Annotated in this window: 22 protein-coding genes; 17 read left to right on the top strand and 5 right to left on the bottom strand. The window is 72.9% G+C overall.

Annotated elements, in window-relative coordinates; all coding sequences use genetic code 11:
* Positions 1-53 precede the first annotated feature (53 nt).
* Positions 54-1,223, top strand: a complete 1,170-nt coding sequence (locus BLT76_RS01765; protein WP_090850136.1) for a macrolide family glycosyltransferase — start codon at positions 54-56, stop codon at positions 1,221-1,223.
* A gap of 155 nt (positions 1,224-1,378) precedes the next feature.
* Here BLT76_RS01765 and BLT76_RS01760 read toward each other — a convergent pair whose 3' ends face one another.
* Both BLT76_RS01760 and lpdA read right to left on the bottom strand, forming a co-directional pair.
* Positions 1,379-2,773 (bottom strand): NAD(P)H-quinone dehydrogenase, encoded by a 1,395-nt coding sequence (locus tag BLT76_RS01760; RefSeq protein WP_090850134.1) that lies wholly within the window; start codon positions 2,771-2,773, stop codon positions 1,379-1,381.
* 126 nt (positions 2,774-2,899) lie between these two features.
* Positions 2,900-4,294 carry a dihydrolipoyl dehydrogenase gene (gene lpdA, locus BLT76_RS01755; RefSeq protein WP_090850132.1) on the bottom strand — a complete coding sequence of 465 codons (1,395 nt, stop codon included), beginning with the start codon at positions 4,292-4,294 and terminating at the stop codon, positions 2,900-2,902.
* 81 nt (positions 4,295-4,375) lie between these two features.
* On the opposite strand from lpdA, the gene BLT76_RS01750 reads away from it, so the two are divergent.
* Positions 4,376-4,828, top strand: a complete 453-nt coding sequence (locus tag BLT76_RS01750) for a gamma-glutamylcyclotransferase family protein (RefSeq protein ID WP_090850131.1) — start codon at positions 4,376-4,378, stop codon at positions 4,826-4,828.
* A gap of 99 nt (positions 4,829-4,927) precedes the next feature.
* On the opposite strand, the gene BLT76_RS01745 is transcribed toward BLT76_RS01750, so the two are convergent.
* Positions 4,928-5,887 carry a type IV toxin-antitoxin system AbiEi family antitoxin domain-containing protein gene (locus tag BLT76_RS01745; RefSeq protein ID WP_090850130.1) on the bottom strand — a complete coding sequence of 320 codons (960 nt, stop codon included), beginning with the start codon at positions 5,885-5,887 and terminating at the stop codon, positions 4,928-4,930.
* Between the two features lie 286 nt (positions 5,888-6,173).
* Between BLT76_RS01745 and BLT76_RS01740 the strand changes: the two genes are divergently transcribed.
* The 14 genes from BLT76_RS01740 to BLT76_RS01680 all read left to right on the top strand — a co-directional run bounded on the left by BLT76_RS01740 (position 6,174) and on the right by BLT76_RS01680 (position 20,875).
* Positions 6,174-6,977 carry a purine-nucleoside phosphorylase gene (locus BLT76_RS01740; RefSeq protein WP_090850129.1) on the top strand — a complete coding sequence of 268 codons (804 nt, stop codon included), beginning with the start codon at positions 6,174-6,176 and terminating at the stop codon, positions 6,975-6,977.
* A 14-nt stretch (positions 6,978-6,991) separates the two neighbouring features.
* A complete protein-coding gene (locus BLT76_RS01735; protein WP_090850127.1) occupies positions 6,992-7,618 on the top strand; it encodes a TetR/AcrR family transcriptional regulator in 627 nt (208 codons plus the stop codon).
* A gap of 111 nt (positions 7,619-7,729) precedes the next feature.
* Positions 7,730-8,845 (top strand): heme/hemin ABC transporter substrate-binding protein, encoded by a 1,116-nt coding sequence (locus BLT76_RS26090; protein ID WP_211752666.1) that lies wholly within the window; start codon positions 7,730-7,732, stop codon positions 8,843-8,845.
* On the top strand, positions 8,842-9,939 hold the full coding sequence (locus BLT76_RS26085; RefSeq protein ID WP_211752664.1) for a FecCD family ABC transporter permease: 1,098 nt from the start codon (positions 8,842-8,844) through the stop codon (positions 9,937-9,939). Before BLT76_RS26090 ends, BLT76_RS26085 begins: the two co-directional genes overlap by 4 nt.
* Entirely contained in the window at positions 9,936-10,757 is an 822-nt protein-coding gene (locus BLT76_RS01725; protein WP_090850125.1) for a heme ABC transporter ATP-binding protein, read from the top strand. Before BLT76_RS26085 ends, BLT76_RS01725 begins: the two co-directional genes overlap by 4 nt.
* Positions 10,754-11,923 carry a hypothetical protein gene (locus BLT76_RS01720; RefSeq protein WP_090850124.1) on the top strand — a complete coding sequence of 390 codons (1,170 nt, stop codon included), beginning with the start codon at positions 10,754-10,756 and terminating at the stop codon, positions 11,921-11,923. Before BLT76_RS01725 ends, BLT76_RS01720 begins: the two co-directional genes overlap by 4 nt.
* Positions 11,920-13,365 carry a hypothetical protein gene (locus BLT76_RS01715; RefSeq protein ID WP_090850122.1) on the top strand — a complete coding sequence of 482 codons (1,446 nt, stop codon included), beginning with the start codon at positions 11,920-11,922 and terminating at the stop codon, positions 13,363-13,365. Before BLT76_RS01720 ends, BLT76_RS01715 begins: the two co-directional genes overlap by 4 nt.
* 26 nt (positions 13,366-13,391) lie before the next feature.
* The gene (locus BLT76_RS01710; RefSeq protein ID WP_170866900.1) at positions 13,392-16,325 is read left to right on the top strand and encodes an Ig-like domain repeat protein; all 2,934 of its coding nucleotides are present in this window, start codon (positions 13,392-13,394) and stop codon (positions 16,323-16,325) included.
* 77 nt (positions 16,326-16,402) lie between these two features.
* On the top strand, positions 16,403-16,990 hold the full coding sequence (locus BLT76_RS01705) for a TetR/AcrR family transcriptional regulator (RefSeq protein ID WP_090850118.1): 588 nt from the start codon (positions 16,403-16,405) through the stop codon (positions 16,988-16,990).
* 99 nt (positions 16,991-17,089) lie between these two features.
* On the top strand, positions 17,090-17,752 hold the full coding sequence (locus tag BLT76_RS01700; RefSeq protein ID WP_090850116.1) for a biliverdin-producing heme oxygenase: 663 nt from the start codon (positions 17,090-17,092) through the stop codon (positions 17,750-17,752).
* Between the two features lie 18 nt (positions 17,753-17,770).
* Positions 17,771-18,571 (top strand): NAD-dependent epimerase/dehydratase family protein, encoded by an 801-nt coding sequence (locus BLT76_RS01695; RefSeq protein WP_090850114.1) that lies wholly within the window; start codon positions 17,771-17,773, stop codon positions 18,569-18,571.
* A 40-nt stretch (positions 18,572-18,611) separates the two neighbouring features.
* A complete protein-coding gene (locus BLT76_RS01690) occupies positions 18,612-19,010 on the top strand; it encodes a MerR family transcriptional regulator (protein ID WP_090850112.1) in 399 nt (132 codons plus the stop codon).
* Positions 19,011-19,018: 8 nt separating this feature from the next.
* Positions 19,019-20,011, top strand: a complete 993-nt coding sequence (locus BLT76_RS01685; RefSeq protein WP_090850111.1) for an aldo/keto reductase — start codon at positions 19,019-19,021, stop codon at positions 20,009-20,011.
* A 117-nt stretch (positions 20,012-20,128) separates the two neighbouring features.
* Entirely contained in the window at positions 20,129-20,875 is a 747-nt protein-coding gene (locus BLT76_RS01680) for a lysoplasmalogenase family protein (protein ID WP_090850109.1), read from the top strand.
* Here BLT76_RS01680 and BLT76_RS01675 read toward each other — a convergent pair.
* Together BLT76_RS01675 and BLT76_RS01670 are read right to left on the bottom strand one after the other, a co-directional pair.
* A complete protein-coding gene (locus BLT76_RS01675; RefSeq protein ID WP_179714453.1) occupies positions 20,822-21,187 on the bottom strand; it encodes an SRPBCC family protein in 366 nt (121 codons plus the stop codon). The two genes, BLT76_RS01680 and BLT76_RS01675, sit on opposite strands and share 54 nt — an antisense overlap.
* The gene (locus BLT76_RS01670) at positions 21,184-21,537 is read right to left on the bottom strand and encodes a HEAT repeat domain-containing protein (protein ID WP_090850107.1); all 354 of its coding nucleotides are present in this window, start codon (positions 21,535-21,537) and stop codon (positions 21,184-21,186) included. The genes BLT76_RS01675 and BLT76_RS01670 overlap by 4 nt, the downstream gene beginning before the upstream one ends.
* 17 nt (positions 21,538-21,554) lie before the next feature.
* Here BLT76_RS01670 and BLT76_RS01665 point away from each other — a divergent pair, with 17 nt between their 5' ends.
* Positions 21,555-23,207 carry a phospho-sugar mutase gene (locus BLT76_RS01665; protein ID WP_090850105.1) on the top strand — a complete coding sequence of 551 codons (1,653 nt, stop codon included), beginning with the start codon at positions 21,555-21,557 and terminating at the stop codon, positions 23,205-23,207.
* The last annotated feature ends 3 nt before the right edge of the window (positions 23,208-23,210 follow it).

The raw sequence follows: 23,210 nt of genomic DNA, 5'->3' as shown, positions 1-23,210 counted from the left end.
TAGCGTCGGCCATGCGAAACGATCCGTTTCGTTTCACTTCGGAAGGAGCTGCGATGGCCCACGTCGCGATGGTGTCGATCCCCTATCCCGGCCACGTGCATCCGAGCCTGGAGCTGGTCCGCGGGCTGGTCGCACGCGGGCACCGAGTGACCTACGTGAGCGACCCGGCCCACGCCCACGGTCCTCGGCTGTGCGCGGCGATCGAGGCGACCGGCGCCGAGCTGCGGCCCTACTCCTCCACCCTCGACGCCTGGGAGGGCGACGTCGTCGACCACCTGACCCGCTTCCAGGCCGAGTACGAATCGATGCTGCCGCAGGTCCGCGCCCACTACGAGCACGACCGGCCCGACCTGTTCCTCTACGACATCGCCGGGATCACCGCGCGGATCCTGGCCGACGAGTGGGGCGTCCCGGCGCTGCAGCTCTCGCCGGCGTACGTCGGCTGGGACGGCTACGAGGACGACATGGCGGACTTCCTCTCCGGCATCGAGGCCGACCCGCGCGGCCGGGCGCTGCGCGAGCGCGAGCGCGCCTGGTTCGCGGCCCAGGGCGTCACGACCGACCCGCTGTCCTACCTGGGCCGCCCGGACCGGTCCGTCGTGCTGATCTCGCCGCTGATGCAGCCGCACCTCGACCGGGTCGACCGCGAGGTCCACACCTTCGTCGGCCCGCTCGTGCGGCCCGCCGTACCCAGTGGCGCCTGGACGCCGCCGGGCGACGACGTCCAGCTGCTGCTGGTCTCGCTCGGCTCGGCGTTCACCGACCGGCCCGACCTCTACCGCCGCTGCGTCCAGGCGTACGGCGACCGCCCCGGCTGGCACGTCGTGCTGCAGATCGGCTCGACCGTCGGTCCCGCCGACCTCGGCCCGCTCCCCGCCAACGTCGAGACCCACCCGTGGGTCCCCCAGCTGGAGGTCCTGGGCCGCGCCGACGCGTTCCTGACCCACGCCGGCATGGGCGGGTCGAGCGAGGGGCTGGTCACCGGCACGCCGATGATCGCGGCACCCCAGGACGCCGACCAGTTCGAGAACGCCGACCGGCTGGTGGCCGCCGGCGTCGCCGTCCGGATCGACAGCGAGGCGGTCACCGTCGAGGAGCTGCGCACCGCGCTCGACACGATCACGGCGCCCGCCGTACGGACGCGTTCGCGGGCGCTCGCCGCCGACATGCACAGAGCCGGCGGCCTGGACGCCGCCGTCGCCGTCGTGGAGTCCCGCCTCTGACGCCGACCCGTCACTCAATGTCGGGATTCTGCGGCGTGTCGGTCAGCGATCGACGGGTCGATCACGCCCCCGTCCACGGGTACGCCGCAGCGAGCCGTCGATCTGCGACCGACACGCCGCAGGAAAGTGGCATCCAGTGACGGGTCGGCGGAGGGTCAGAAGCGGTGCAGGCGGCGGGCCGCCTCGGCGACCGAGCCGCTCATCGACGGGTAGACCGTGAACGCCTGCGCCAGCTGGTCGGCGGTGAGCGACTCGGCGACCGCCAGCGAGAGCGGGTGGATCAGCTCGCTCGCCCGCGGGCCGACGACCACCCCACCGACGACGATGCCGGTGCCGGGTCGGCAGAAGAGCTTCACGAAGCCGTCGCGAACGCCCTGCATCTTGGCGCGCGGGTTGCCCGACAGCGGCAGCATGACCACCTCGGCCTGCATCTCGCCGGAGTCGACGGCCTGCTGCGACCAGCCGACGGTGGCGATCTCGGGGGCGGTGAAGACGTTGGAGGAGACCTTCTTCAGGTCCAGCGGGTGCACGGTGTCGCCGAGGAAGTGCCACATGGCGATCCGGCCCTGCATGGCGGCGACCGAGGCGAGCATCAGGACGCCCGTGCAGTCGCCGGCGGAGTAGACGCCGCGCGCCGACGTACGCGAGACGCGGTCGACGTTGACGAAGCCGCCGTCCTTCAGGATCACCCCCGCCTCCTCCAGGCCCATGTCGGCGGTGTTGGGCACCGACCCGAGCGCGAGGATGCAGTGGGAGCCCTCGACGGTGCGACCGTCGGTCAGGGTCACCGTCACGGTGCCGCCGGAGCGGGTGACCGACTCCATCCGCGACTTCGACAGCACGTTCATGCCGCGCCGCTTCAGGACCTCCTCGAGCACCCCGGCCGCGTCGGCGTCCTCGCCGGGCAGCACCCGGTCGCGGCTGGAGACGAGGGTGACGGGGATGCCGAGATTCATGTAGGCGCTGGCGAACTCGGCGCCGGTGACGCCCGAGCCGACCACGATCATCGACGTCGGCACCTCGGTCAGGTCGTAGACCTGCTCCCAGGTGAGGATCCGCTCGCCGTCCGGCTGCGCCGTCGGCAGGGTGCGCGGCGCGGCACCGGTGGCGACCAGGACGGCGTCCGCCTCGATCGTCTCCTCGCCGCCGTCGGCGAGCGTCGCCACGACCCGGCCGGTGCCGTCGAGCCGGCCCCGGCCGCTGACCAGGCGTACGCCGTCGCGCTCCAGCCGGCGCGCGATGTCGGAGGACTGGTCGGCCGCGAGCTGCTTGACCCGGGCGTTCACCCGGGCCAGGTCGACCTTGATCGAGTGCGCCGCGTCGCCCTCGTTGTCGAGGAAGCTGACCCCGAGCTCCGCGGAACCGGCGAGCTCGCTCATCACCTCGGCGGTGGCGATCAGCGTCTTGCTGGGCACGCAGTCGGTGAGCACGGCCGAGCCGCCGACCCCGTCGGAGTCGACGATGGTCACCTCGGCCCCGAGCTGGGCGGCCACGTGGGCGGCCTCGTAGCCGCCGGGGCCGCCGCCGATGATCACGACCTTGTCAGACATCCGAATCGTCTCTCTCCGGTATGGGGGTCTCGATACACCGCGTCGCGACTTCGTTCCTCAGTCGCGGCGGCACTCGACCTTCTCGGCCGACGCCGGCACCTCGCTGCGCTCGGTGCCGGCTGGCCTCTAAAGGTTGATCATGTGGCCGGCGATGCCATGGATGGCTTCCTTCACGGACTCGCCGAGCGTCGGGTGGGCGAAGACGTTGCGGGCGACCTCGTCGGCCGTCAGGTCCCACTTCTGGGCCAGCGTCAGGACCGGCAGCAGCTCGGTCACGTCGGGGCCGATCAGGTGGGCGCCGACGATCTCGTTGTGCTCGGCGTCGGCGACGATCTTGACGAAGCCGACGGCCTCGCCCAAACCCTGCGCCTTGCCGTTGGCCGAGAAGGGGAAGGTGGCCGTCTTGACGTCGTACCCCTTCTCCTCGGCCTGGGCCTCGGTGTAGCCGAAGGACGCGATCTGCGGCTGGCAGTACGTCGCGCGCGGGACGAAGTCGTACTCGACCGGCATGGTCTCGGCGCCGGCGAGGGTCTCGGCGGCGACGATGCCCATCGCCTCGGCGACGTGGGCCAGCATCAGCTTGCCGGTGACGTCGCCGATGGCGTAGACGCCGTCGACGTTGGTGCGGCCGAAGTCGTCGATGGCGATCGCGCCGCGCTCGGTCAGCTGGACGCCGGCCGCGTCGAGGCCGTAGCCCTCCACGCGCGGGGCGAAGCCGAAGGCGGCGAGCATCTTGTCAGCCTCGAGGACCTCCTCCTTGCCGTCCTTGCTGACGGTGACCCGGACCCCCGAGCCGGTGTCCTCGACGTTCTCGACCTTGGTCGAGAGGAGGACCTTCACGCCGAGCTTCTTGTAGTGCTTCAGCAGCTCCTTGGACACGGCGGCGTCCTCGGTCGGCACCATCCGGTCGAGGAACTCGACGATGGTCACGTCGACCCCGAAGTTCGCCATGACGTAGGCGAACTCGACGCCGATCGCGCCCGAGCCGCCGATGATGAGCGAGCCGGGGAGGTTCTCGTCGAGGATCTGCTCCTCGTAGGTCACCACGTTGGCGCTCTTCTTCATGCCCGGCAGCATCCGGACCTGGGCGCCGGTGGCGATGATCAGGTCGTCGAAGGTGTACGACGTCGTGCCGCCGTCCTTGTCCTTGACGTCGATCCCCTTCGGACCGGTGAGCGTGCCCCACCCGTCGATCTCGGTGACCTTGTTCTTCTTCATCAGGAAGTGGACGCCCTTGACGATCCCGGCGCTCACCTGGCGGGAGCGCGCGTGGGTCGGGCCGAAGGACATCGTCGCGTCGCCCTCGATGCCGTACTTGGCCTTCTCGTGGGTGAGCGTGTGCGCGAGCTCGGCGTTCTTCAGGAGCGCCTTGGAGGGGATGCAGCCGACGTTGAGGCAGACACCTCCCCAGTACTTGTCCTCGACAACCGCGACGGTCTTGCCGAGCTGGGAGGCGCGGATCGCGGCGACGTAACCGCCGGGACCGGCACCGAGGACGAGGACATCGAAGTGGGTGGTCACGGCCTCCAGAGTAGTGCTGTCGCGCAGGTCACCCCCAGTCGGGAGGCTCCTGGACGTGACAGCGCCAGTAGCCTCTCCCCCGTGACGCTCTACGCCGCCTACGGGACCAACCTGGACCCCGCTCGGATGGGCGAGCGCTGCCCGCACTCCCCGCTGCAGACGACGGGCTGGCTGGAGGGCTGGCGGCTGACCTTCGGCGGCGAGGAGCACGGCTGGGACGGCGCCCTCCCCACAATCGTCCAGGACCCCTTCGAACAGGTCTTCGTCGGCGTGTACGACGTCACCCGCGAGGACGAGACGCTCCTCGACGGCTGGGAGTCCGCCGACTCCGGCCTCTACCGCAAGACCAAGGTCCGGGTCGCCACGATGACCGGCGAGGTCGTCGCCTGGACCTACGTGCTCGACGCCTACGAGGGCGGCCTGCCCTCCGCCCTCCACCTCGGCGTGCTGGCCGACGCCGCCGAGGCCGCGGATGCGCCGGACGACTATGTCGCCGCGCTTCGTCGGCGGCCTTGTCGGTCGACGGGGCTGTAGGGGGCGGTCGTCCTAGTTACCCGGCGATCAGGGTAAGTAGGACGTTCCCGGCCGAACCTTCCCCCAGGAACGTCAGGGAAAGGCCGGGAAGCCCTCCGCTCAGGCGGCGACCTCGTCCGGGAACAGCTCGGCCCGGATGCGAGCCGCGGTGAGCTCGGGGTGGGCCAGGTCGGCCCAGGTGATGCGGATGCAACGCCAGCCCGTGGCGCGGCGGATGGCCTTCTCGCGCTCCTTCTCCTGCAGGACGACGTCGCTGGCCCGCTGGCCCGGCTTCAGCAGCTTCTCGTACTTCACCTGGCCGTCGAACTCCAGCCAGACGCCGAGCTCGGGCCACGCGAAGTCGACGCGGGCCACGAAGTCGCCCGCGGCGTCGGTGACGACGTACTGAGGCTGGGGACGGGGAAGACCCTGCCGGAAGATCAGATAGAAGGTCCGACTCTCCCCGGGCGTCTCGATCCGCGGGTCGGCCAGGCGCAGGACCAGGTCGGTGATGAGGGTCTTCGGCCACTGGGTCATCGACTCGTAGCGCGCTCTCAGCATCTCGGGGGTCGTCGCCTCGACATGGAGCAGGTGGTTGGCCACCACCAGACTGGCCTCCGCGTCCCCGAACGTCGTCACCTCGAGCACGAGGCGGGTCGCCGTCATGACCTGGACACCGTTGCGGGTGACGACGTCCTCCTTCTCGACCGTCCCGCAGTGCTGCTGCACGCCGGCCTCGTGCCGACCGGCCTTGCCGTCCGGCCGCGTCACGTGCACCTCGGACAGGTCGAGGCCCCAGGTGGGTGCGTCGTACTCCGGCAAGCCGGAGACGTGCGAGAGGACCACCTCCGTCTTGGCCTGCTGCTGGACCGCGCGCGCCCGCAGTCCGTGCCGGCCGGCGTCGTCGAGCTGCTTCCACTGCTCGGTGGGGATGAAGGCGCCGTTGCGAATCCGGGTCCACTGGCCGCTGTGGATCCGGCGGCGGATGGCCCGGTCGTTCCATCCGGCCTTGAGCAGCTGCTGGCGGAGGATCACCGGACCGTTCCGCGGGTCGTCGGGGTCACGCTTGGGGATCATCATGCGACCGCTCTGCCCGCGGCGCCGGGGGGCGACGCGGCCCGCCGTACGGCCTGTGGAAAGGTGGTTCCGCAGGCCGTCCTGTGCGCGACTCGTGGCCCGCTGTTCGTGCTCGGCGCGGCGATCGCGCCCGAGCTTCCCGGCCTTTCCCGGACGTTGCCGGGGAATGCATCGGCCGGGAACGTCCTACTTACCCGGGGATCCGGGTAAGTAGGACACCCCCCACGCCACGCCGCGTCCTGACCGCCTTGACGCGCTTCCAGGGCCCGACAGGACTAGAGTCCGGCGCGTGACGGACACGCCTGATCCCTATGCCCTGGCCGAGGAGGCCGCCGCGACCCTGGCGGAGCTCACGGGGGTGCCCAGCCACGACGTGGCGCTGGTCCTGGGGTCGGGCTGGCTGCCGGCGGTCGACGCCCTCGGGACGGCGACGGCCGAGATCGACACGACCGACCTGCCGGGGTTCTCGGCGGCGGCGGTGGCGGGCCACTCGGGCAAGATCCGGTCGATCACGGCGGGCGACAAGCAGCTGCTGGTCTTCCTGAGCCGCACCCACTACTACGAGGGCAAGGGCGTCGAGGCGGTCGTCCACGGCGTGCGTACGGCGGCCGCGGCCGGCTGCCGCAGCATCGTGCTGACCAACGGCTGCGGCGGACTGAAGGAGAGCTGGACGCCCGGCACCCCGGTGCTGATCAGCGACCACATCAACCTGACCGGCCGCTCGCCCATCGTGGGGGCCCGCTTCGTCGATCTCACCGACCTCTACTCCCCGCGCCTGCGCACCCTGTGCCGCGAGGTCGACCCCTCCCTCGACGAGGGCGTCTACGTGCAGTTCCCCGGGCCGCACTACGAGACCCCGGCCGAGGTTCGGATGGCCGGGATCATCGGTGGACACCTGGTCGGGATGAGCACGACCCTGGAGGCGATCGCTGCACGCGAGGCGGGCATGGAGGTGCTGGGCATCAGCCTGGTCACCAACCTGGCCGCCGGCATCAGCGATGCGCCCCTGGACCACACCGAGGTCCTCGAGGCGGGACGGGCGGCGGCATCGCGCATGGGCGACCTGCTGAGCCGGGTCGTCCCGGGGATCTGACAAAGGGGAACCAGATGACGGCCAGCGACACTCGGCAGCTCCTCATCGACGCGGCGACACGCGCGTTCGCCGAGCACGGCGTCCACAACGCCTCGCTCCTCGAGATCACGAGGCAGGCCGGTCAGCGCAACCGCGGTGCGGTGCACTATCACTTCGGCTCCCGCGAGGGGATGCTCGTCGCCGTGCTCGAGCGCGAGGCCGAGTTCCTCGGCCCCCGCGAGCGCGAGCTCCTCGCCGTCGCGCAGGGCACGCCCGACGACGACCTGGCCAGTGTCTTCGAGGCCGTCGTACGACCGTCGGTCGAGCTCGCTGAGACCGGGTGGCGGGGCCGCTGCTTCCTCCAGATCGTCGCGCAGCTGGTCGACGAGGAGGCCGGTGGCGCCGAGACCGCCGTCCAGGAGGCGCTCGGCCGGTCCGGCGGCTACGAGGTCTACGAGCTGCTCCACCAGCGGCTGCCGGAGATGTCGGAGCAGATCCGCGACGAGCGGATGGCGCTGGCGACCACGTTCCTGCTGCGCTCGATCGCCGACCGGGCCCGGGCCGGCGACCGCGAGGGCCCCGGGCGGACCCAGCTGTCGACCGAGGACTTCATCCGCAACCTGATCTCGATGGTCACCGCGATGGTCACCGCTCCGGCCTGAACCGGTCCAGGCCAGGTTAGGCAAACCTGGGGTAGGTAAGGCATACCTAATTAAGAGGGCGTATGCTGCTCCGGGCGACGATGGGCGTCGCCAGGTCAGGAGCTCGTGCACATGCGTCGCCCCCGTCGCGCGACCGGTCGTCCGGTCGTCGGTCTCGTCCTTGCTTGCCTCGTCCTGTCGGCCTGCGGTCCGGTGCTGTCCGCGGACGGCGACGGCGAGCAGGGGGACGACGCCACCACCGCCGTCCCGCAGCTCGCCGACGTCGACCCGGTCGCCGACCCGCGGTCGTGGAAGGGGGTCGTCGACATCGACCTCGGCGCCCCCGCGATCGACCCGGTCGACGACGCTCCGGAGCCCGCGCTGCCCACGACGGTCACCGACGCCCAGGGCACGAAGGTCGAGGTCACCGACGTCAGCCGGATCCTGGCGCTCGACATCTACGGCACCCTGGCGCACACCGTCTACGAGCTGGGCCTCGGCGACAACGTGGTCGGCCGCGACGTCTCGTCGTCCTTCCCCGAGATCGCCGACCGCCCGCTGGTCACCCAGAACGGCCACGAGCTCAACGCCGAGGCGATCCTGGCGCTCGACCCGACGGTGGTGCTGACCGACACCTCGCTCGGTCCGTGGGACGTCATCCTGCAGCTGCGCGACGCCGGCGTACCCGTCATCGTCACCGACGCCCACCGCAGCCTCGACAACCTCGAGTCGCTGACCCAGGAGGTGGCCGACGCCCTCGGCGTCCCGGCCCAGGGCAAGGAGCTCGGCGCCCGGATCGCGGCCGACGCCGCCGCCACCTCGGCGGAGATCGCGAAGGTCGCGCCCCAGAACGTCACCGGCAAGCTCCGCACGATCTTCCTCTACGCCCGCGGCCAGGCCGGCGTCTACTACATGTTCGGCGAGGACTCCGGCGCCGACTCCCTCATCGAGGCCGTCGGGGCGTACGACGTGTCGAAGGAGATCGGCTGGAAGGGCATGCGTCCGGTCAACGACGAGGGCCTGATCTCCGCCCAGCCCGACGCGATCCTGATGATGAGCAAGGGCCTGGACTCCGTCGGCGGCGTCGACGGGCTGCTGGAGCGGTTCCCGGCCCTGGCCGAGACCCCAGCGGGCGAGAACGAGCGGGTCATCGCGATGAACGACGACCAGATCCTCAGCTTCGGCCCGCGCACCTCCAACGTGCTCAACGCCCTGGCCGTCGCGTTCTACGCCCCGGACGCCCTGTGACGGTCTCCGCGCCCCCGCAGGCGGGAACCGCGACCGCGGTCCCCCGCCCGCCGCGGGCCCGGGTCGGACGGGCCACCGTCCTGTTCGTCTCCCTGGGCGTCGCGCTCGTCGTCGCGTCGCTGGCCGCGGCCGGCTCCGGCCAGCTGCAGATCCCGCTGGCCCAGGTGGCCGGCTCGTTCTTCCACCACTTCGGGCTCGACTGGGGCCCGATGCCCACCCACCCGCGCGGCGACGCGACGCTCTGGTCGGTGCGGTTCCCGCGGGTCGCCATGGCGATCGTGGTCGGTGCCGCGCTGGCCGTCGCGGGCGCCCTCATGCAGGGCATCTTCGGCAACCCGCTGGCCGAGCCGAGCGTCGTCGGGGTGTCCTCCGGCGCGGCGGTCGCCGCCGCGTGCGCCATCGTCTTCAGCCTGACCTTCGCCGGCGACTGGACCCTCGCCGTCTGCGCGTTCGTCGGCGGCCTGGTCACCACCCTGACCGTCTACGTCCTCGCCCGCGCCGACGGCCGCACCGAGGTCGTCACCCTGGTCCTCACCGGCATCGCGGTCAACGCCGTCGCCGGAGCGCTGCTCGCGCTGCTGATGTTCCTCGGCGACACCCAGGCCCGCGAGCAGATCGTCTTCTGGCAGCTCGGCAGCCTCAACGGCAGCCGCTGGCAGTACGTCGGCGTCGTCGCCCCGCTCGCCGCGGTCGGCATCGTGATCTCGCTGCTCTGCGCCCGCAACCTCGACCTGCTCGCGCTGGGCGAGCGCCCGGCCCGCCACCTCGGCGTCAACGTCGAGCGGTTCCGGGTCATGCTCATCGTCGTCGTCGCGCTGCTCACCGCCGCCGCCGTCAGCTTCTGCGGCATCGTCGCCTTCGTCGGGCTGGTGGTCCCCCACCTGATCCGGATGGTGACCGGCCCCGGCCACCGCGTCCTGCTGCCCGCCTCGATGCTGGCCGGGGCGCTGGTCCTGGTCGTCGCCGACCTCGGCGCCCGCACCCTCGTCGAGTACGCCGACCTGCCGATCGGCATGCTGACCTCGCTGGTCGGCGGGCCGTTCTTCTTCTGGCTGCTGCGCCGGACCCGTCGTACGGCGGGGGGCTGGGCATGACCTCCCCCGCCCTCGTCGGCCGCGGCATCACCGTCCGCTACGGCTCGAACCCGGTCCTCGACGGCGTCGACATCGACGTGCGTCACGGCGAGGTCGTGGCGCTCGCCGGGCCCAACGGCGCCGGCAAGTCGACCCTCCTCGCGGTCCTCGCGGGCGACCTCGACCCGACCGCCGGCAAGGTCGAGGTGCTCCGCCGACCGCTGGCCGACTGGCGGCTGCGCGACCTGGCCCGCGAGCGGGCCGTCCTCACCCAGGAGCACCGGATCTCCTTCCCGTTCCCGGTCGCGGAGGTGGTCCGGATGGGCCGCTCGCCGTGGCGGGGCCGCCCGGAGGAGGACCAGGACGACGCGATCGTGGCCGAGTCGATGGCCGCCACCGACACCACCGCCCTGGCCGACCGGTCCTTCGGGATCCTCTCGGGTGGCGAGAAGGGCCGGACGTCGTTCGCCCGGATCCTGGCCCAGCGCACCGGCGTGCTGATGCTCGACGAGCCGACCGCGGCCCTCGACATCGGCCACCAGGAAACCGTGCTGCAGCGGGCCCGGCGCGAGGCGGACGCCGGCGCCGCGGTGGTCGTCGTACTCCACGATCTGAGCCTGGCCGCGGCCTGGTCCGACCGACTGGTGCTGCTCGAGCGCGGCCGGGTCGCCGGCGAGGGCGCACCCGCCGACGTGCTCACCGGCCCGCTGCTGAGCAGCGTCTACGACTACCCGATCGAGGTCGTCCCGCACCCCGCCACCGGCGACCTGCTGGTGCTGGCCGACCGCCGGGCGACCCGCGAGAACACCCGCGACCACATCCGCGAGGAGGACGCATGACCCGCCGACCCCGCAGCCTGCTCGCCACGCTGCTCGCCGCCGCCCTGACGGCCGGCGCCCTGACCCTGGCTCTCGCCCCTGCACCCGCCGAGGCCGCGTCCCGGATCACCGTGGAGAACGACCGCGGTGGCGCGAACGCGGACTCGACGTACCAGACCAAGCTGACGATCACCGGCTCCGGCTTCCAGGTGGTCAAGGGCGGCTTCGGTGGCGTCTACCTGATGTTCGGGTGGGTCGAGGATCCGCGGAGCGGCTCGTGGAAGCCATCGAAGGGCGGGCTCACCGGCGAGGACTACCGCTACATCCCCGACGCCGAGAACGCCGCCGAGAACCAGGGCTACCTGAAGTTCGTCGCCTTCCCCGGCAGCTCCACCGCGGCCGAGGCGAACGCCGTCCTCAGCGCCCGCGGCGGGTTCAGCCTCGAGCTCACCGTGCCCGGCCCCGTGTTCACCAGCGTCGACCGCGACGGCAACGCCTCCGAGGTCGACTGCCGCGAGGTCACCTGCGGCGTGATCACCATCGGCGCCCACGGCGTGAAGAACCCCGCCAACGAGACCTTCACCCCCGTCCGCTTCGGCGACGTGTACGGCGGCGCCGCGCCCACCGAGTCCGCCTCCCCCACGGCCCGGCCCACCGCCCAGCCCACGGCCGGCAGCCCGACCACGGCGGTCCCGACCACCGCCGCCGACCCGACGACCGCCCCGACCCGGCGGGCCGCCGGGGCCCCCGCGGTGACCGCCGACCGGGCGACCGCCGTGGCCGGTCGCGCGCTGGCCTTCACCGGTCAGGGCTTCACGCCCGGCGAGCAGGTCCTGGCGATCCTCGACGACGGCGTGGTGGCTCTCGGGCCGATGGTCGCCGGGGCGTCCGGCGAGGTCGCCGGCCTGATGCAGCTGCCGCTCGATCTCGGCACCGGCACCCACGAGCTCCGGCTGGTCGGCGCCGCGTCCGGCGCGCAGCCCACCGAGATGTTCCCCGTGCAGGCCGGCGCGGCCGAGCCCGTCGCGGCCGCCACCGAGGACGACGACTCCGAGGTCGCCGCGCGGGTGTTCCTCGGCCTGGCCGTCCTCGTCTTCCTGGTCGCCCTCGCCGTGGCCCTGGTCCGGCTGCGCCGCCGCCGACCCGGCCCACGAGCCACCACCCCGGTCGCGGGAGCGACCCCGTGAGCCGCCGGCTGCGCCCCGCGCTGGCCGCGGCACTGCTGGCCGCCCTGGCCCTTCCCTCGGCCGTGCTGCTCGGCTCCGCGGGCGTCGGATCGGCGCCGGCCAGCGCTGCCGACCCGACCTCGACCGGGTCGCCCACCGGGACTCCGACCACCGGCGAGCCGACGCCGAGCGACGGGCCCACCGCGACCGCCACGGTGACGACCACGGTCACCGCCTCCCCGAGCACGACGCCTGACGGCCCCGTCGCCGTCGACGACGCCCAGCTGCGCTGGGGCATCAACAACGAGAGCAACAACGCCGCCTTCGCGCCCGGCACATTCAACTTCCTCTCGGCCGGCGAGCTCGCCAACCCCGGCGAGGGCGGCAAGACCCTCCGCAGCGCCGACGGCGGCGCGACGTGGAACAACGGCAAGCGCGCCGGCTGGTCGGCGAGGTCGGGGAAGGTCCGCCTCGAGAAGCGGCGGTCCGACGGCAGCTACACCGCCGCGACGTACGCCGGCACGTCGACCGACGCGGCCGGCAACCGGCTGACCACCAGCGGCAGGACGTTCTCCGATCACCAGGTCGTCATCGACGGCGGCACCGGCGAGGTCGACCCCGTCGCGGGGACCGCCACGGTGCGGTGGAAGGGCTCGTTCACCGTCCTCTACTACTCCGGCATGACGTTCTTCTACGTCGCCGACCCCGTCCTGTCGATCACGAAGGACAGGGCCCAGCTGCTCGGCACCGTCAGCGGCTACGCCACCGACATGGACGACATGACCAAATGGGTCAAGGTCGCCGGCCAGCAGGTCGTGCTGGCCGACCTGCCCACCGCCGGTCTCGTGCTCCCCGGCGAGGGCGGCTTCTCGATCACGCCGGCCTACCGCGGCGTCGCCTACAACGCCCCGGGCGACGGGGTGTCCCAGGTCCGTTCCGGCGACGACTGGGGAGCCTTCCCGGCGTCCTTCCTCGCGGCCATGCAGCGGCTGGGCTCCGCGGCGTACTGGTACTCCTCCGGCGGTAGCGCGGACGCCCACAAGGTGGCGCTCCCGCTGACGGTCAGCTACTCCGCCTCCGAGCCCGTCAAGCCCCCGGTCAAGCCGACGCCGACCGGGAGTGCCGACGACCCCGACGACGACCCGACCCAGTCGGTCGCGCCGACGCCGCCGACCAGCACGCCCACCCCGACCACCCCGGCGCAGCCGGCCGGTCCCGCGCTGCCCGTGCAGCCGGCCGCCGCCGCGCCACCCGCCGCCGCGGCCGTCGCCGCGGCGCCCCCGACCTTCGACCCCCGGCTCCCCGCGATCCCGGTGGTCACCGCCCAGACGGCCCCTGCGGCTGCCCGGGCGACCAGCTCCGGCCACCCATGGGAGTGGTGGACCGGCTCGCTGCTGCTGCTCGGAGCAGCCGCCATTTCCACCGTCAGCACCCTCAGCAGTCGTGTGAAAGGACAGTCATGACCACCAATGCCGCAGGGGGCACCCCTGTGCGTAGCCGAGCGAGGCGCGGACTGGCGGGTCTCCTCTCGACCGCCGTCGCCGCCTCCGGCCTGGTCGCCCTGGGCGTCGCGGGAGCACCCGCCGCCTCGGCCGCGCCGGCCCAGGTCACCAACGCCACCTTCACCTGGGACCTCAACAACGAGGTCAACGCGGGCGCCTTCGCCCCCGGCACCTGGAACCTGATGTCGGCCGGCAAGATCGGCAACCCCGGCGCCGGTGGCGCGACCCTGAAGTCCGCCGACAACGGCGCGACCTGGAACAACGGCACCGCCGCCGGGTGGAAGAACGCCGACGGCAACGTCACCATCGAGGACAAGGCGGCCGACGGGAGCTACGGCCCCACCACCTTCCAGGGCACCCGCACCAACAGCGCCGGCCAGACCACCTCTGGCGCGTCGCAGACGATCCTCGCGGAGACCCGTCTGGTCGTGAAGAACGGCGTCGGCACCCTCGACCCCGCCACCGACAACGCCACGATCACCTGGGACGGGGACGCGACCGTCCTCTTCTACTCGGGCATGACCTACTTCACCCTGTCCGACCCGAAGCTCACCCTCACCGGCGGTGCGGGCACCGTCACCGCGACGCTCGGCGGCTACGCGACGTCGATGGACGACCCCACGAAGTGGGAGGCGGTCCCCGAGGCGACGGTCGCCCTCGCCACGCTCAGCGGCGTCGACGTGACCGCGACCGGCCTGACCGCGACCCCGGCGTACCGCGAGGTCCCCTACACCGCACCCGCGAGCAGCAGTCCCCAGGTCACCTCGGGCGCGAACTGGGGCTCCTTCCCGCAGGCCTTCGTGGACTTCCAGCAGGTCCTCGGCCAGGGCCCCTACTGGTACTCCACCGGTGGCAGCGCCGACCCGCGCAAGGTCGCGAACCCGCTGAGCGTGGGCTTCAGCGAGTACAAGGCCTCGGTCCAGGTCAGCAAGACCACGCTGCTCCCGAGCGGCGCCCAGGAGGTGACCGTGACCGGTAGCGGCTTCACGCCGTCGCTGTCCACGGGCACCCGGCCGCCGCTGTCCGGCCGCCCGGCCGGCACGTACGTCGTCTTCGGCAAGTTCGCCGAGGTCTGGAAGCCGTCCCTCGGGACCGCGACCGCCCCGTCGGCCAACCGGGCCGTCGGCTCGCAGAAGTGGGCGGTCGCCGCGGCTGACATGGCGACCATCGGTGGCGCCAACAGCGGCGCGGTCGAGCTCAAGTCTGACGGCACGTTCACGACCACCCTGACGGTGAACAAGCCGGCGCTCGACGCCACCGCCACGGCCAGCCAGCTGGTCAACTACGGCATCTACACCTACGGCGGCAGCGGCGCGAGCGCCCCGGCCTTCGAGACCTACACCCCGGTCACCTTCGCCCAGGCCACCCCGACCGTCGCCGTCTCGGCGCCGTCGGTCGCCCAGGGCCTCCCGGCCGCGGCCACGGTCACCGTGTCGAGCACGACCGGCGTGGCCGCCACCGGCAACGTCACCCTGTCCCAGGGCGACACCGTGGTCGGCACCCAGGCGGTCGACAGCACCGGCAAGGCGACCTTCGACCTCGGCGCCAGCCGCCCGGTCGGCAGCTACCCCCTGTCCGCGTCGTACGCCGGGGACGCCAACTTCCTGACCGCCACCGGCACCGGCTCGCTGATCGTCGCCGCGCCGTCGGTGACCCTCTCCCGCTCGACGTTCGTGCCGAACGGCGCGCAGACGGTGACCGTCACCGGCACCGGGTTCAACCCGGCCGCCGCGACCGGCACCCGCCCGCCCCTGGCCGGCAAGCCCTCCGGCTCCTACGTCGTGTTCGGCAAGTTCGCCGAGAACTGGAAGCCGTCGGCCGGAGCCGCCACCGCCACCCGGGTCAACAGCTCACAGAAGTGGGCCGTCCTCGCCGAGGACATGGCCACCATCGGCGGCCCCGACGGCGGCGCCGTCGAGCTCAAGCCCGACGGCAGCTTCACCGCCACCCTCACCGTCGACAAGGCGGCCATCGACGCCGTCGCCACCGCCGCAACCCTGGTCAACTACGGCATCTACACCTACGGCGGCAGCGGCGGCACCGTCGCGGCCTACGAGACCTACACCCCCGTCACCTTCACCCAGGCCACCCCCACCGTCACCGTCACGGCGCCCTCGGTGTCGTTCGGCGCGGTCGCGACGGCCACGGTCGAGGTCACCGGTGACGGCGACAACACCGGTTCGGTCACCCTCGCCGAGGGCACGACCGAGCTCGGCACCGCGGTCCTGGAGGACGGCAAGGCCACCTTCGACCTCGGCACCGCGCTCGGGGCCGGGGACCACGAGCTGACCGCCACCTACACGGGCGACGCCAACACCACCGAGGGCACCGGCAGGACGACCCTGGTCGTCGCCCCAGGCACGGCCACCGTGACCCTCTCCGTGCCCGCGCGCACCTACGGCCAGGTGTCCACCGCGGTCGTGACCGTCGCGGGCACCGGCGCCACCGGCGCGGTCACGCTCTCGCGGGCCGGCCGCGTGGTCGGCAGGGCCGACCTGCAGTCCGGCCGGGCCACCTTCTCGCTGGGTGAGCTAGCGGCCGGACGGCACGCGCTGACCGCGTCGTACGCCGGGAACGGCAACGTCGCGGCCGCCACGGCGACCGGCAGCGCCACGGTCGCGAAGGCGACCAGCCGGGCCAAGCTCCAGGTGACCAAGAAGCCGACCCGCACGCGGGCCGGCAAGGTCCGGGCCACCATCACCACCACCCCGGCCGGCTCGGCCACGGGCAAGGTGAAGCTGGTCGTGCGCAACGCGAAGGGCAAGGCGGTCCGCACCGTGTCGGCCCGGCTGAACGCCCGGGGCGTCGCCACGGCCACCCTGCCGAAGCTGGCCAAGGGTCGCTACCGCGTGGTCCTCACCTACGCCGGCACGGCGAACGTGAAGGCCTCCACCAAGACGGTGGTCCTCCGGGTCTCCTGACCCGTCCGCACCACCACGCGGCGTCCCTCCCCTTCGTGGGAAGGGGCGCCGCGTGCGTTCCGCACTAGAGTGCGCAGGTGCCGAAGATCAACGCCGAGACCGTCGCGGAGCACCGGGACCGGGTGCGTCGGCGGGTCTACGACGCCTTCGCGACCCTGATGAGCGAGCGGAGCTTCGACGCCATCACGATGGCCCAGATCGCCGAGCGCGCCGAGCTGGGCCGGACCACGATCTACCACCACTTCCCCGACAAGGAGGCGGTGGTCGTCGCGTTCGCGACCCACGAGACCGAGCGCTACCTCGCCGAGCTCCGCACCGCGCTCGACACGGCCGACGACCCGGTCGAGCGACTCCGGGTCTACGTGCGTCACCAGCTGGCCGCCGGTCAGCAGTTCCACATGGGGCTCGGGATGCAGCTGGTCGGGATGCTCTCCCGCGAGTCGGTGCAGGCGATCCGCGAGCACGTGGTGGCGGTCGAGGACGTGCTGCGGGAGCTGCTGGCCGCCGGAGTGGCCGCCGGGGCCTTCGAGGTGCCCGACCCGACGAGCGCGATGTCGCTCGTGCACGCCTGCCTCGCGCCGCGGCACGTGCCTCCCGAGCAGGTGGAGCGGTTCATCGTGCGCGCACTGCTGACGGATGCCGGGCGGGCGTCGTACACTAGTTAGGCAAGCCTTACCTACAGCATCTTGTTGACAAGTGGTCAAGATCTTGTCGACAATGTGTCCGTAAGTCTCGGCGCTCCCGCCCGCCCGAAAGGCCGCTCCATGACCGTGCTCGACCACACCTCCGTCGACGACTCGCTCTCCACCGCCATGCGCGAGGGCTCGATGGCCGAGCACGAGGCCGCCGAGCACTCGTCGTTCATGACCGAGCTGATGGGCGGCAAGCTCGTCGAGCAGGCGTACGCCGACTACCTCCTCCGCTACCGCGGCGTGTACGACGCCCTCGAGACCGCGATCCGCTCGCGCCTCGACGACCCGGCCGTCGCCGCCGTCCACGACACCGCCCTCGAGCGCCTGGCCGCCATCGACGCCGACCTCGACCACTGGTCGCCCGGCGGCCCCCGCACCACCGACTCGGCCGCGACCACGGCGTACCGCGAGCGACTGGAGTCGGTCGCGGCCTGGGGTCCGGCCCTGGTCGCGCACCACTACACCCGCTACCTCGGCGACCTGTCGGGCGGTCAGGCCATCGGCCGGATCCTCGACCGCACCTACGAGCTCGGCGGCGTCGGCATCGCGTTCTACGACTTCGCCGAGATCCCCAAGCCCAAGCCCTACAAGGACGCCTACCGCGCCCGGCTCGACGGTCTGGTGCTGTCGGCCGAGGACAAGCTGCGGGTGGTCGACGAGGTGAAGGTAGCGTTCCGGCTGAACCAGGCCGTCTTCACCGAGTTGGGACAGAGCATCGATGGATACCGCCGCTGACCTGAGCGTCCCCCTCCCATGAGGGTGCTCGTCACGGGCGCCGCCGGCAGCATCGGCCGGGTCGTCACCGTCGCCCTCGCCGCCCGCGGGCACGAGGTCGTCTCGCTCGACCGGGTCCCCGAGCCCGACGGCAACGAGACCCGGTTCCACACGCTCGACTGCCGCGACCCGGAGGCGGTCGCGGCGGTCTTCGCCGAGGAGCACCCCGACGCCGTCGTCCACCTGGCCGGGCACCCCGACGAGAGCTCGCTGCCCGACGCGCTCGCGTCGCACGTGCTCACCACGGCGGCGATCCTGGACGCGATGGTCGAGCACGACGTACGACGCCTGGTCCTCGCCTCCTCCAACCACGCCGTCGGCCGCACGCCCCGGCGTGAGCTGCTGACCGTCGACGCCCGACCGCGCCCCGACACGTTCTACGGCGTCGGGAAGGTCGCGGCCGAGGCCCTGCTCAGCCTGTACGCCGACCGCCACGGCCTGGACGCGATCGCCTGCCGGATCGGCTCGTTCGGTCCCCGTCCCGAGACCGTCCGCCAGCTCTCCACCTGGCTCTCCCCCGAGGACTGCGTCCTGATGGTCGAGGCGGCGCTCACCGCGACCGCCCCCGGCTTCGCCGTCCTCTACGGCGTCTCCGCCAACAGCCGCGGCTGGTGGGACCTGGAGCCCGGCCGCGCCCTCGGCTACGAGCCGCAGGACGACGCCGAGGACTTCGCCCCCTTCGTCGCACCCTCCCCCGAGGACGACTGGGACAACGCCCACGTCGGCGGACCGTTCGCGACCTCGACGTACGACCGGCCGGCGTTCGACCGGCCGCGGTAGCGCTTGACCTGGAGCGCACTCCAGGCGCGACACTGGCCGGATGAGCCTGACCATCGCCGAGGCGGCCGAGCAGACCGGCCTGACGCCCGACACGCTGCGCTACTACGAGCGCGACGGGCTGATGGTGCGCGCCGTGGGCCGCTCGCCCTCCGGGCACCGGCAGTACGACGACGCCGCGCTGCGCTGGATCGAGATGATCACCCGCCTGCGGTCCACCGGGATGCCGATCCGCGACGTCCGGCGGTACGCCGACCTGGTGCGGGCCGGCGAGGGGAACGAGGCCGAGCGGCTGGAGCTGCTGCGCACCCACCGCCAGCAGGTCCTGCGCGACCTGGCCGAGGTCCAGCGCCACCTCGGCGCCATCGACATGAAGATCGGCATCTACGAGGACGGCCTCGCGCGGCGCGGGCTTGACCTGGAGCGCGCTCCAAGCGTTTGAGTGGAGCCATGAGCATCGACCAGCGCACCCTCGGAACCACCTCGCCCCTCACCGTCTCCGCCCTCGGGCTCGGCTGCATGGGCATGTCGGCCTTCTACGGCACGCCCGACGAGGAGGGCGGCCTGGCCACCATCCGCCGGGCCCTCGACCTCGGGGTGACCTTCCTCGACACCTCCGACATGTACGGACCGCACACCAACGAGCGGCTGGTCGGGCGGGCCATCGCCGGCCGTCGCGACGAGGTCCAGCTGGCCACCAAGTTCGGGATCGTCGCCGGGCCGGGCCGCGAGCGGGCCTACGACAGCAGCCCGGCGTACGTCCGCTCGGCCTGCGACGCCTCGCTGCAGCGGCTCGGGGTCGACCACGTCGACCTCTACTACCAGCACCGCGTCGACCCGAAGGTCCCGATCGAGGAGACCGTCGGCGCGATGGCCGAGCTCGTGACCGCCGGCAAGGTCCGCCACCTCGGGCTCTCCGAGGCGTCCGCGGCGACCATCCGTCGGGCCCACGCCGTGCACCCGATCACCGCGCTGCAGACGGAGTACTCGCTGTTCACCCGCGACCTCGAGGACGAGATCCTGCCGACGCTCCGCGAGCTCGGCATCGGCCTGGTCCCCTACTCGCCGCTCGGCCGCGGCATCCTGACCGGCGCCATCACGTCCGAGTCGACCCTCGAGGAGGGCGACTCGCGGCGCTCGGCGTACTTCCCCCGCCTCAACGGCGAGGGGCTGCAGGCCAACCTGCGCCTGGTGGACGCCGTCCGCGCGATCGCCGAGGAGAAGGGCTGCACGCCCGGCCAGCTCGCCCTCGCGTGGGTGCTCGCCCAGGGCGAGGACGTCGCGCCGATCCCCGGCACCAAGCGCGTGAGGTACCTGGAGGAGAACGCCGGCGCCGCCGATGTCGAGCTCTCCGCCGACGACCTCCAACGCCTCACCGACGCCGTCCCGCGCGACGCCGTCGTGGGCGAGCGCTACGGAGACATGTCGAGCATCGACGCGTAGGTCGCGCAGCGACCGGAGCGTCGAAACCGCCGAGTCGGCGTGAATCGAGGGGAGGAGCGCAGCGGGGGACCTCGATTCACGCCGACTCGGCGCACGCGGGCACTACGGTGCGGTGCCATGCAACGGCGAGCAGCAGCGGCCCTCACGGCGTACGGCGCCGTCGCCGTGGTCCACGTCGCGTGCCAGCTCGCGGAGGAGACGACCGCGGCCACCGCGACCCAGGTCGCCCTGATGCCCCTGCTGGCGGTCTCCCTGGCCCTGACCGGGGCCACCGACCGTCTCGTCCGCCTCACCCTGCTCGCCCTCGGCTTCTCCTGGCTCGGCGACACCGTGCCGCGGTTCCTGGACGGTGACCCCGCGTTCCTGGCCATGGTGGGGCTGTTCCTGGTCGCGCAGGTGGTCTACGTGGTGGCGTTCCGGCCCGACGCGGGCCGCAGCCTGCTGGCGCGCCGCCGCGGGTGGCTGGCGGCGTACCTGCTGCCCGTGGCTGCGCTGCTCGCGCTGACCCTGCCGAACGCGGGCGTGCTCGCGCCCGCCGTCGTCGGGTACGGCGGCTGCCTGCTCGCGATGGCTCTGCTGGCCACCGGGGTGCACCCGCTCGTGTGGGCGGGCGGCGCGGTGTTCGCGGTGTCCGACGGCCTGATCGCGCTCGGTGCCTTCGGCCCGTGGAACGTCCCGGAGGCGGCCGGGAGCGCGGCGGTGATGACGACCTACGTCCTGGCCCAGCTGCTCATCGTGCTGGGCGTGACGGCCCGAGCCGGCGCCGTAGGCCCACCACGCAGCCGCGCATCACCCGGTCGTGGTTCCACGTCAGCACCGGACGGACCATCGGGGACCGGGCCCCGAGCAGCCCGGACACGCTGACCTCCTGCTCGAGACGCAGCAGCGTCCCGACGTACGGCGGGCGAGGCGGAAGCGGACCGTCCCGCGCAGGTCGCCGGCGACCGCCACCTCGAGGACCGGCAGCTCGCGGCTGACCGCGCGCAGCACCAGGTCGAGCGTGTAGGGCAGCGTCGAGCGGCAGACCACCCAGGCCTCGTCCGGGCCGAGCGACGCGACCGCGCGGACCTGGGGCCACCACTCCGGATAGCGCTCCAGGTCGACCAGCACGTCCCGCACCGCCTCCGGCGCCGCGTCGAGGTGCCACGCGTCCGCGAAGGCGTACGACGCCCTCACCCGAGGTCCAGCCGTTCGCCCAGCCGGTCGAGCGCTCGACCCGCCGCCTGCCGCACCCCCGGGTCCGGGTCGCCGAGCCCGGCCAGCACCGCCGGGACGGCGTCGTCGGTCCACACGTGCAGCAGGCCGCGCGCTCCCCAGGCCCGGAACCAGAAGGCGTCGCGCTCGCCCGGACCGACCCGGAGCCCGCTGAGGTAGACCACCTCCCCGAGGTACGACGACGGGTCCGCGCCGCCCAGCAGGTCGACGCAGACCGCGACCGCGCCCGGCTCGCCCAGGTGGCCGGCGAGCTCGCGCACCAGGTGGCCGAGCGGCCGGTCGGTGTCTCGAGGCGGTGGCAGGGCGGACACCCTCGTATCGTGCCCCCATGACCACCGCCGTCACCCCCGACGACCTGCTCGCGTCCGCCCGCGCCTGGATCGCGGAGGACCCCGACGAGCAGACCCGCGCCGAGCTGGAGCAGGTCCTCGCCGCCGTCGAGGCCGGAGGCGACGACGCCGACCTGGCGGACCGCTTCGACGGCACCCTGGAGTTCGGGACGGCCGGCCTCCGCGGGGCGCTCGGCGCCGGGCCGAACCGGATGAATCGCGTCGTCGTGACCCGCGCGGCGGCCGGCCTGGCGGCGTACCTGAAGGACACCGGCGCCCGCGGCCCCGTCGTCATCGGGTACGACGCCCGCCACAACTCCGACGTCTTCGCCCGCGACACCGCGGAGGTGATGACCGGCGCCGGGATCCCCGCGCTGCTGATGCCGCGCCCGCTGCCGACGCCGCTGCTGGCCTTCGCGATCCGCGAGCTCGGCTGCGCGGCCGGCGTGATGGTCACCGCCAGCCACAACCCGCCGCAGGACAACGGCTACAAGGTCTACCTCGGCGACGGCAGCCAGATCGTGCCGCCGGCCGACTCGGGCATCGCCGAGCGGATCGCGGCGGTCGGCCCGCTGGCCGACGTGCCGCGCGGGACCGGCGGGAAGGTGCTCGACGAGACCATCGTCGACACCTACTACGACACCGTCGCCGGCCTCGCCGGTGACGGCCCGCGCGACCTGGACATCGTCTACACGCCGCTGCACGGCGTGGGCGGCACCTCCGTCGTCCAGGTCCTGGAGACCGCGGGCTTCTCCGCGCCGCGCGTCGTCGCCGAGCAGGAGCACCCCGACCCGGCGTTCCCGACGGTCGCGTTCCCCAACCCCGAGGAGCCGGGGGCGATGGACCTGGCCATGGCCCTCGCCGAGAAGCACGGCGCCGACCTGGTCGTCGCCAACGACCCCGACGCCGACCGCTGCGCCGCGGCGGTGCCCGGCCCGCACGGCTGGCGGATGCTCCGGGGCGACGAGGTCGGCGCGCTGCTGGCCCACGCGCTGCTCGAGGCCGGCACGGAGGGCACCTTCGCCACCACGATCGTCTCCTCCAGCCTGCTCGGCACCATGGCCCGCGCCGCCGGCCGTCCCTACGTCGAGACGCTGACCGGCTTCAAGTGGATCGGCCGGGTCGAGGGCCTGGCCTACGGCTACGAGGAGGCGCTCGGCTACTGCGTCGACCCCGAGCACGTGCGCGACAAGGACGGCGTCTCCGCGTTGCTGCTGCTCTGCGATCTGGCCGCCGCCGCGAAGGCCGAGGGCCGCACCCTCGTCGACGTGCTCGACGACCTCGCACTCGCGCACGGCCTGCACGCCACCGACCAGCTCTCGGTCCGGGTCACCGACCTCGCCGAGATCGGCGCGGCCATGGAGCGGCTGCGCGCCGCCCCGCCCGCGACGCTGGGCGGTCTCGCGGTCGAGCGGGTCGACGACCTGTCGCTCGGCAGCGCCGACCTGCCGCCGACCGACGGGCTGCGCTACGTGCTGGCCGAGGGCGCGCGGGTCGTCGTACGCCCGAGCGGGACGGAGCCCAAGCTGAAGTGCTACCTCGAGGTGGTCGTGCCGGTGAACCCCGAGGACGGCGTGGACGCCGCCCGGATCGCCGCCGCCGGTCGCCTCGACGCGGTGCGCGGCGACATCCAGGCTGCGGCCGGGATCTAGTGC

The sequence above is a fragment of the Nocardioides lianchengensis genome, from assembly GCF_900101465.1.
GTDB classification, from domain to species: Bacteria; Actinomycetota; Actinomycetes; order Propionibacteriales; family Nocardioidaceae; genus Nocardioides; species Nocardioides lianchengensis.
Note: the sequence above shows the minus strand (reverse complement) of the source record. Positions and strands in the feature narration are given on the sequence as shown.

Excerpts from the sequence above, each read along its gene's own strand:
- BLT76_RS01765 (WP_090850136.1), top strand. The coding sequence starts at position 54 with ATGGCCCACGTCGCGATGGTGTCGATCCCCTATCCCGGCCACGTGCAT.
- BLT76_RS01760 (WP_090850134.1), bottom strand. The coding sequence starts at position 2,773 with ATGTCTGACAAGGTCGTGATCATCGGCGGCGGCCCCGGCGGCTACGAG.
- BLT76_RS01745 (WP_090850130.1), bottom strand. The coding sequence starts at position 5,887 with ATGATGATCCCCAAGCGTGACCCCGACGACCCGCGGAACGGTCCGGTG.
- BLT76_RS01735 (WP_090850127.1), top strand. The coding sequence starts at position 6,992 with ATGACGGCCAGCGACACTCGGCAGCTCCTCATCGACGCGGCGACACGC.
- BLT76_RS26090 (WP_211752666.1), top strand. The coding sequence starts at position 7,730 with ATGCGTCGCCCCCGTCGCGCGACCGGTCGTCCGGTCGTCGGTCTCGTC.
- BLT76_RS01725 (WP_090850125.1), top strand. The coding sequence starts at position 9,936 with ATGACCTCCCCCGCCCTCGTCGGCCGCGGCATCACCGTCCGCTACGGC.
- BLT76_RS01720 (WP_090850124.1), top strand. The coding sequence starts at position 10,754 with ATGACCCGCCGACCCCGCAGCCTGCTCGCCACGCTGCTCGCCGCCGCC.
- BLT76_RS01700 (WP_090850116.1), top strand. The coding sequence starts at position 17,090 with ATGACCGTGCTCGACCACACCTCCGTCGACGACTCGCTCTCCACCGCC.
- BLT76_RS01695 (WP_090850114.1), top strand. The coding sequence starts at position 17,771 with ATGAGGGTGCTCGTCACGGGCGCCGCCGGCAGCATCGGCCGGGTCGTC.
- BLT76_RS01690 (WP_090850112.1), top strand. The coding sequence starts at position 18,612 with ATGAGCCTGACCATCGCCGAGGCGGCCGAGCAGACCGGCCTGACGCCC.
- BLT76_RS01685 (WP_090850111.1), top strand. The coding sequence starts at position 19,019 with ATGAGCATCGACCAGCGCACCCTCGGAACCACCTCGCCCCTCACCGTC.
- BLT76_RS01680 (WP_090850109.1), top strand. The coding sequence starts at position 20,129 with ATGCAACGGCGAGCAGCAGCGGCCCTCACGGCGTACGGCGCCGTCGCC.
- BLT76_RS01665 (WP_090850105.1), top strand. The coding sequence starts at position 21,555 with ATGACCACCGCCGTCACCCCCGACGACCTGCTCGCGTCCGCCCGCGCC.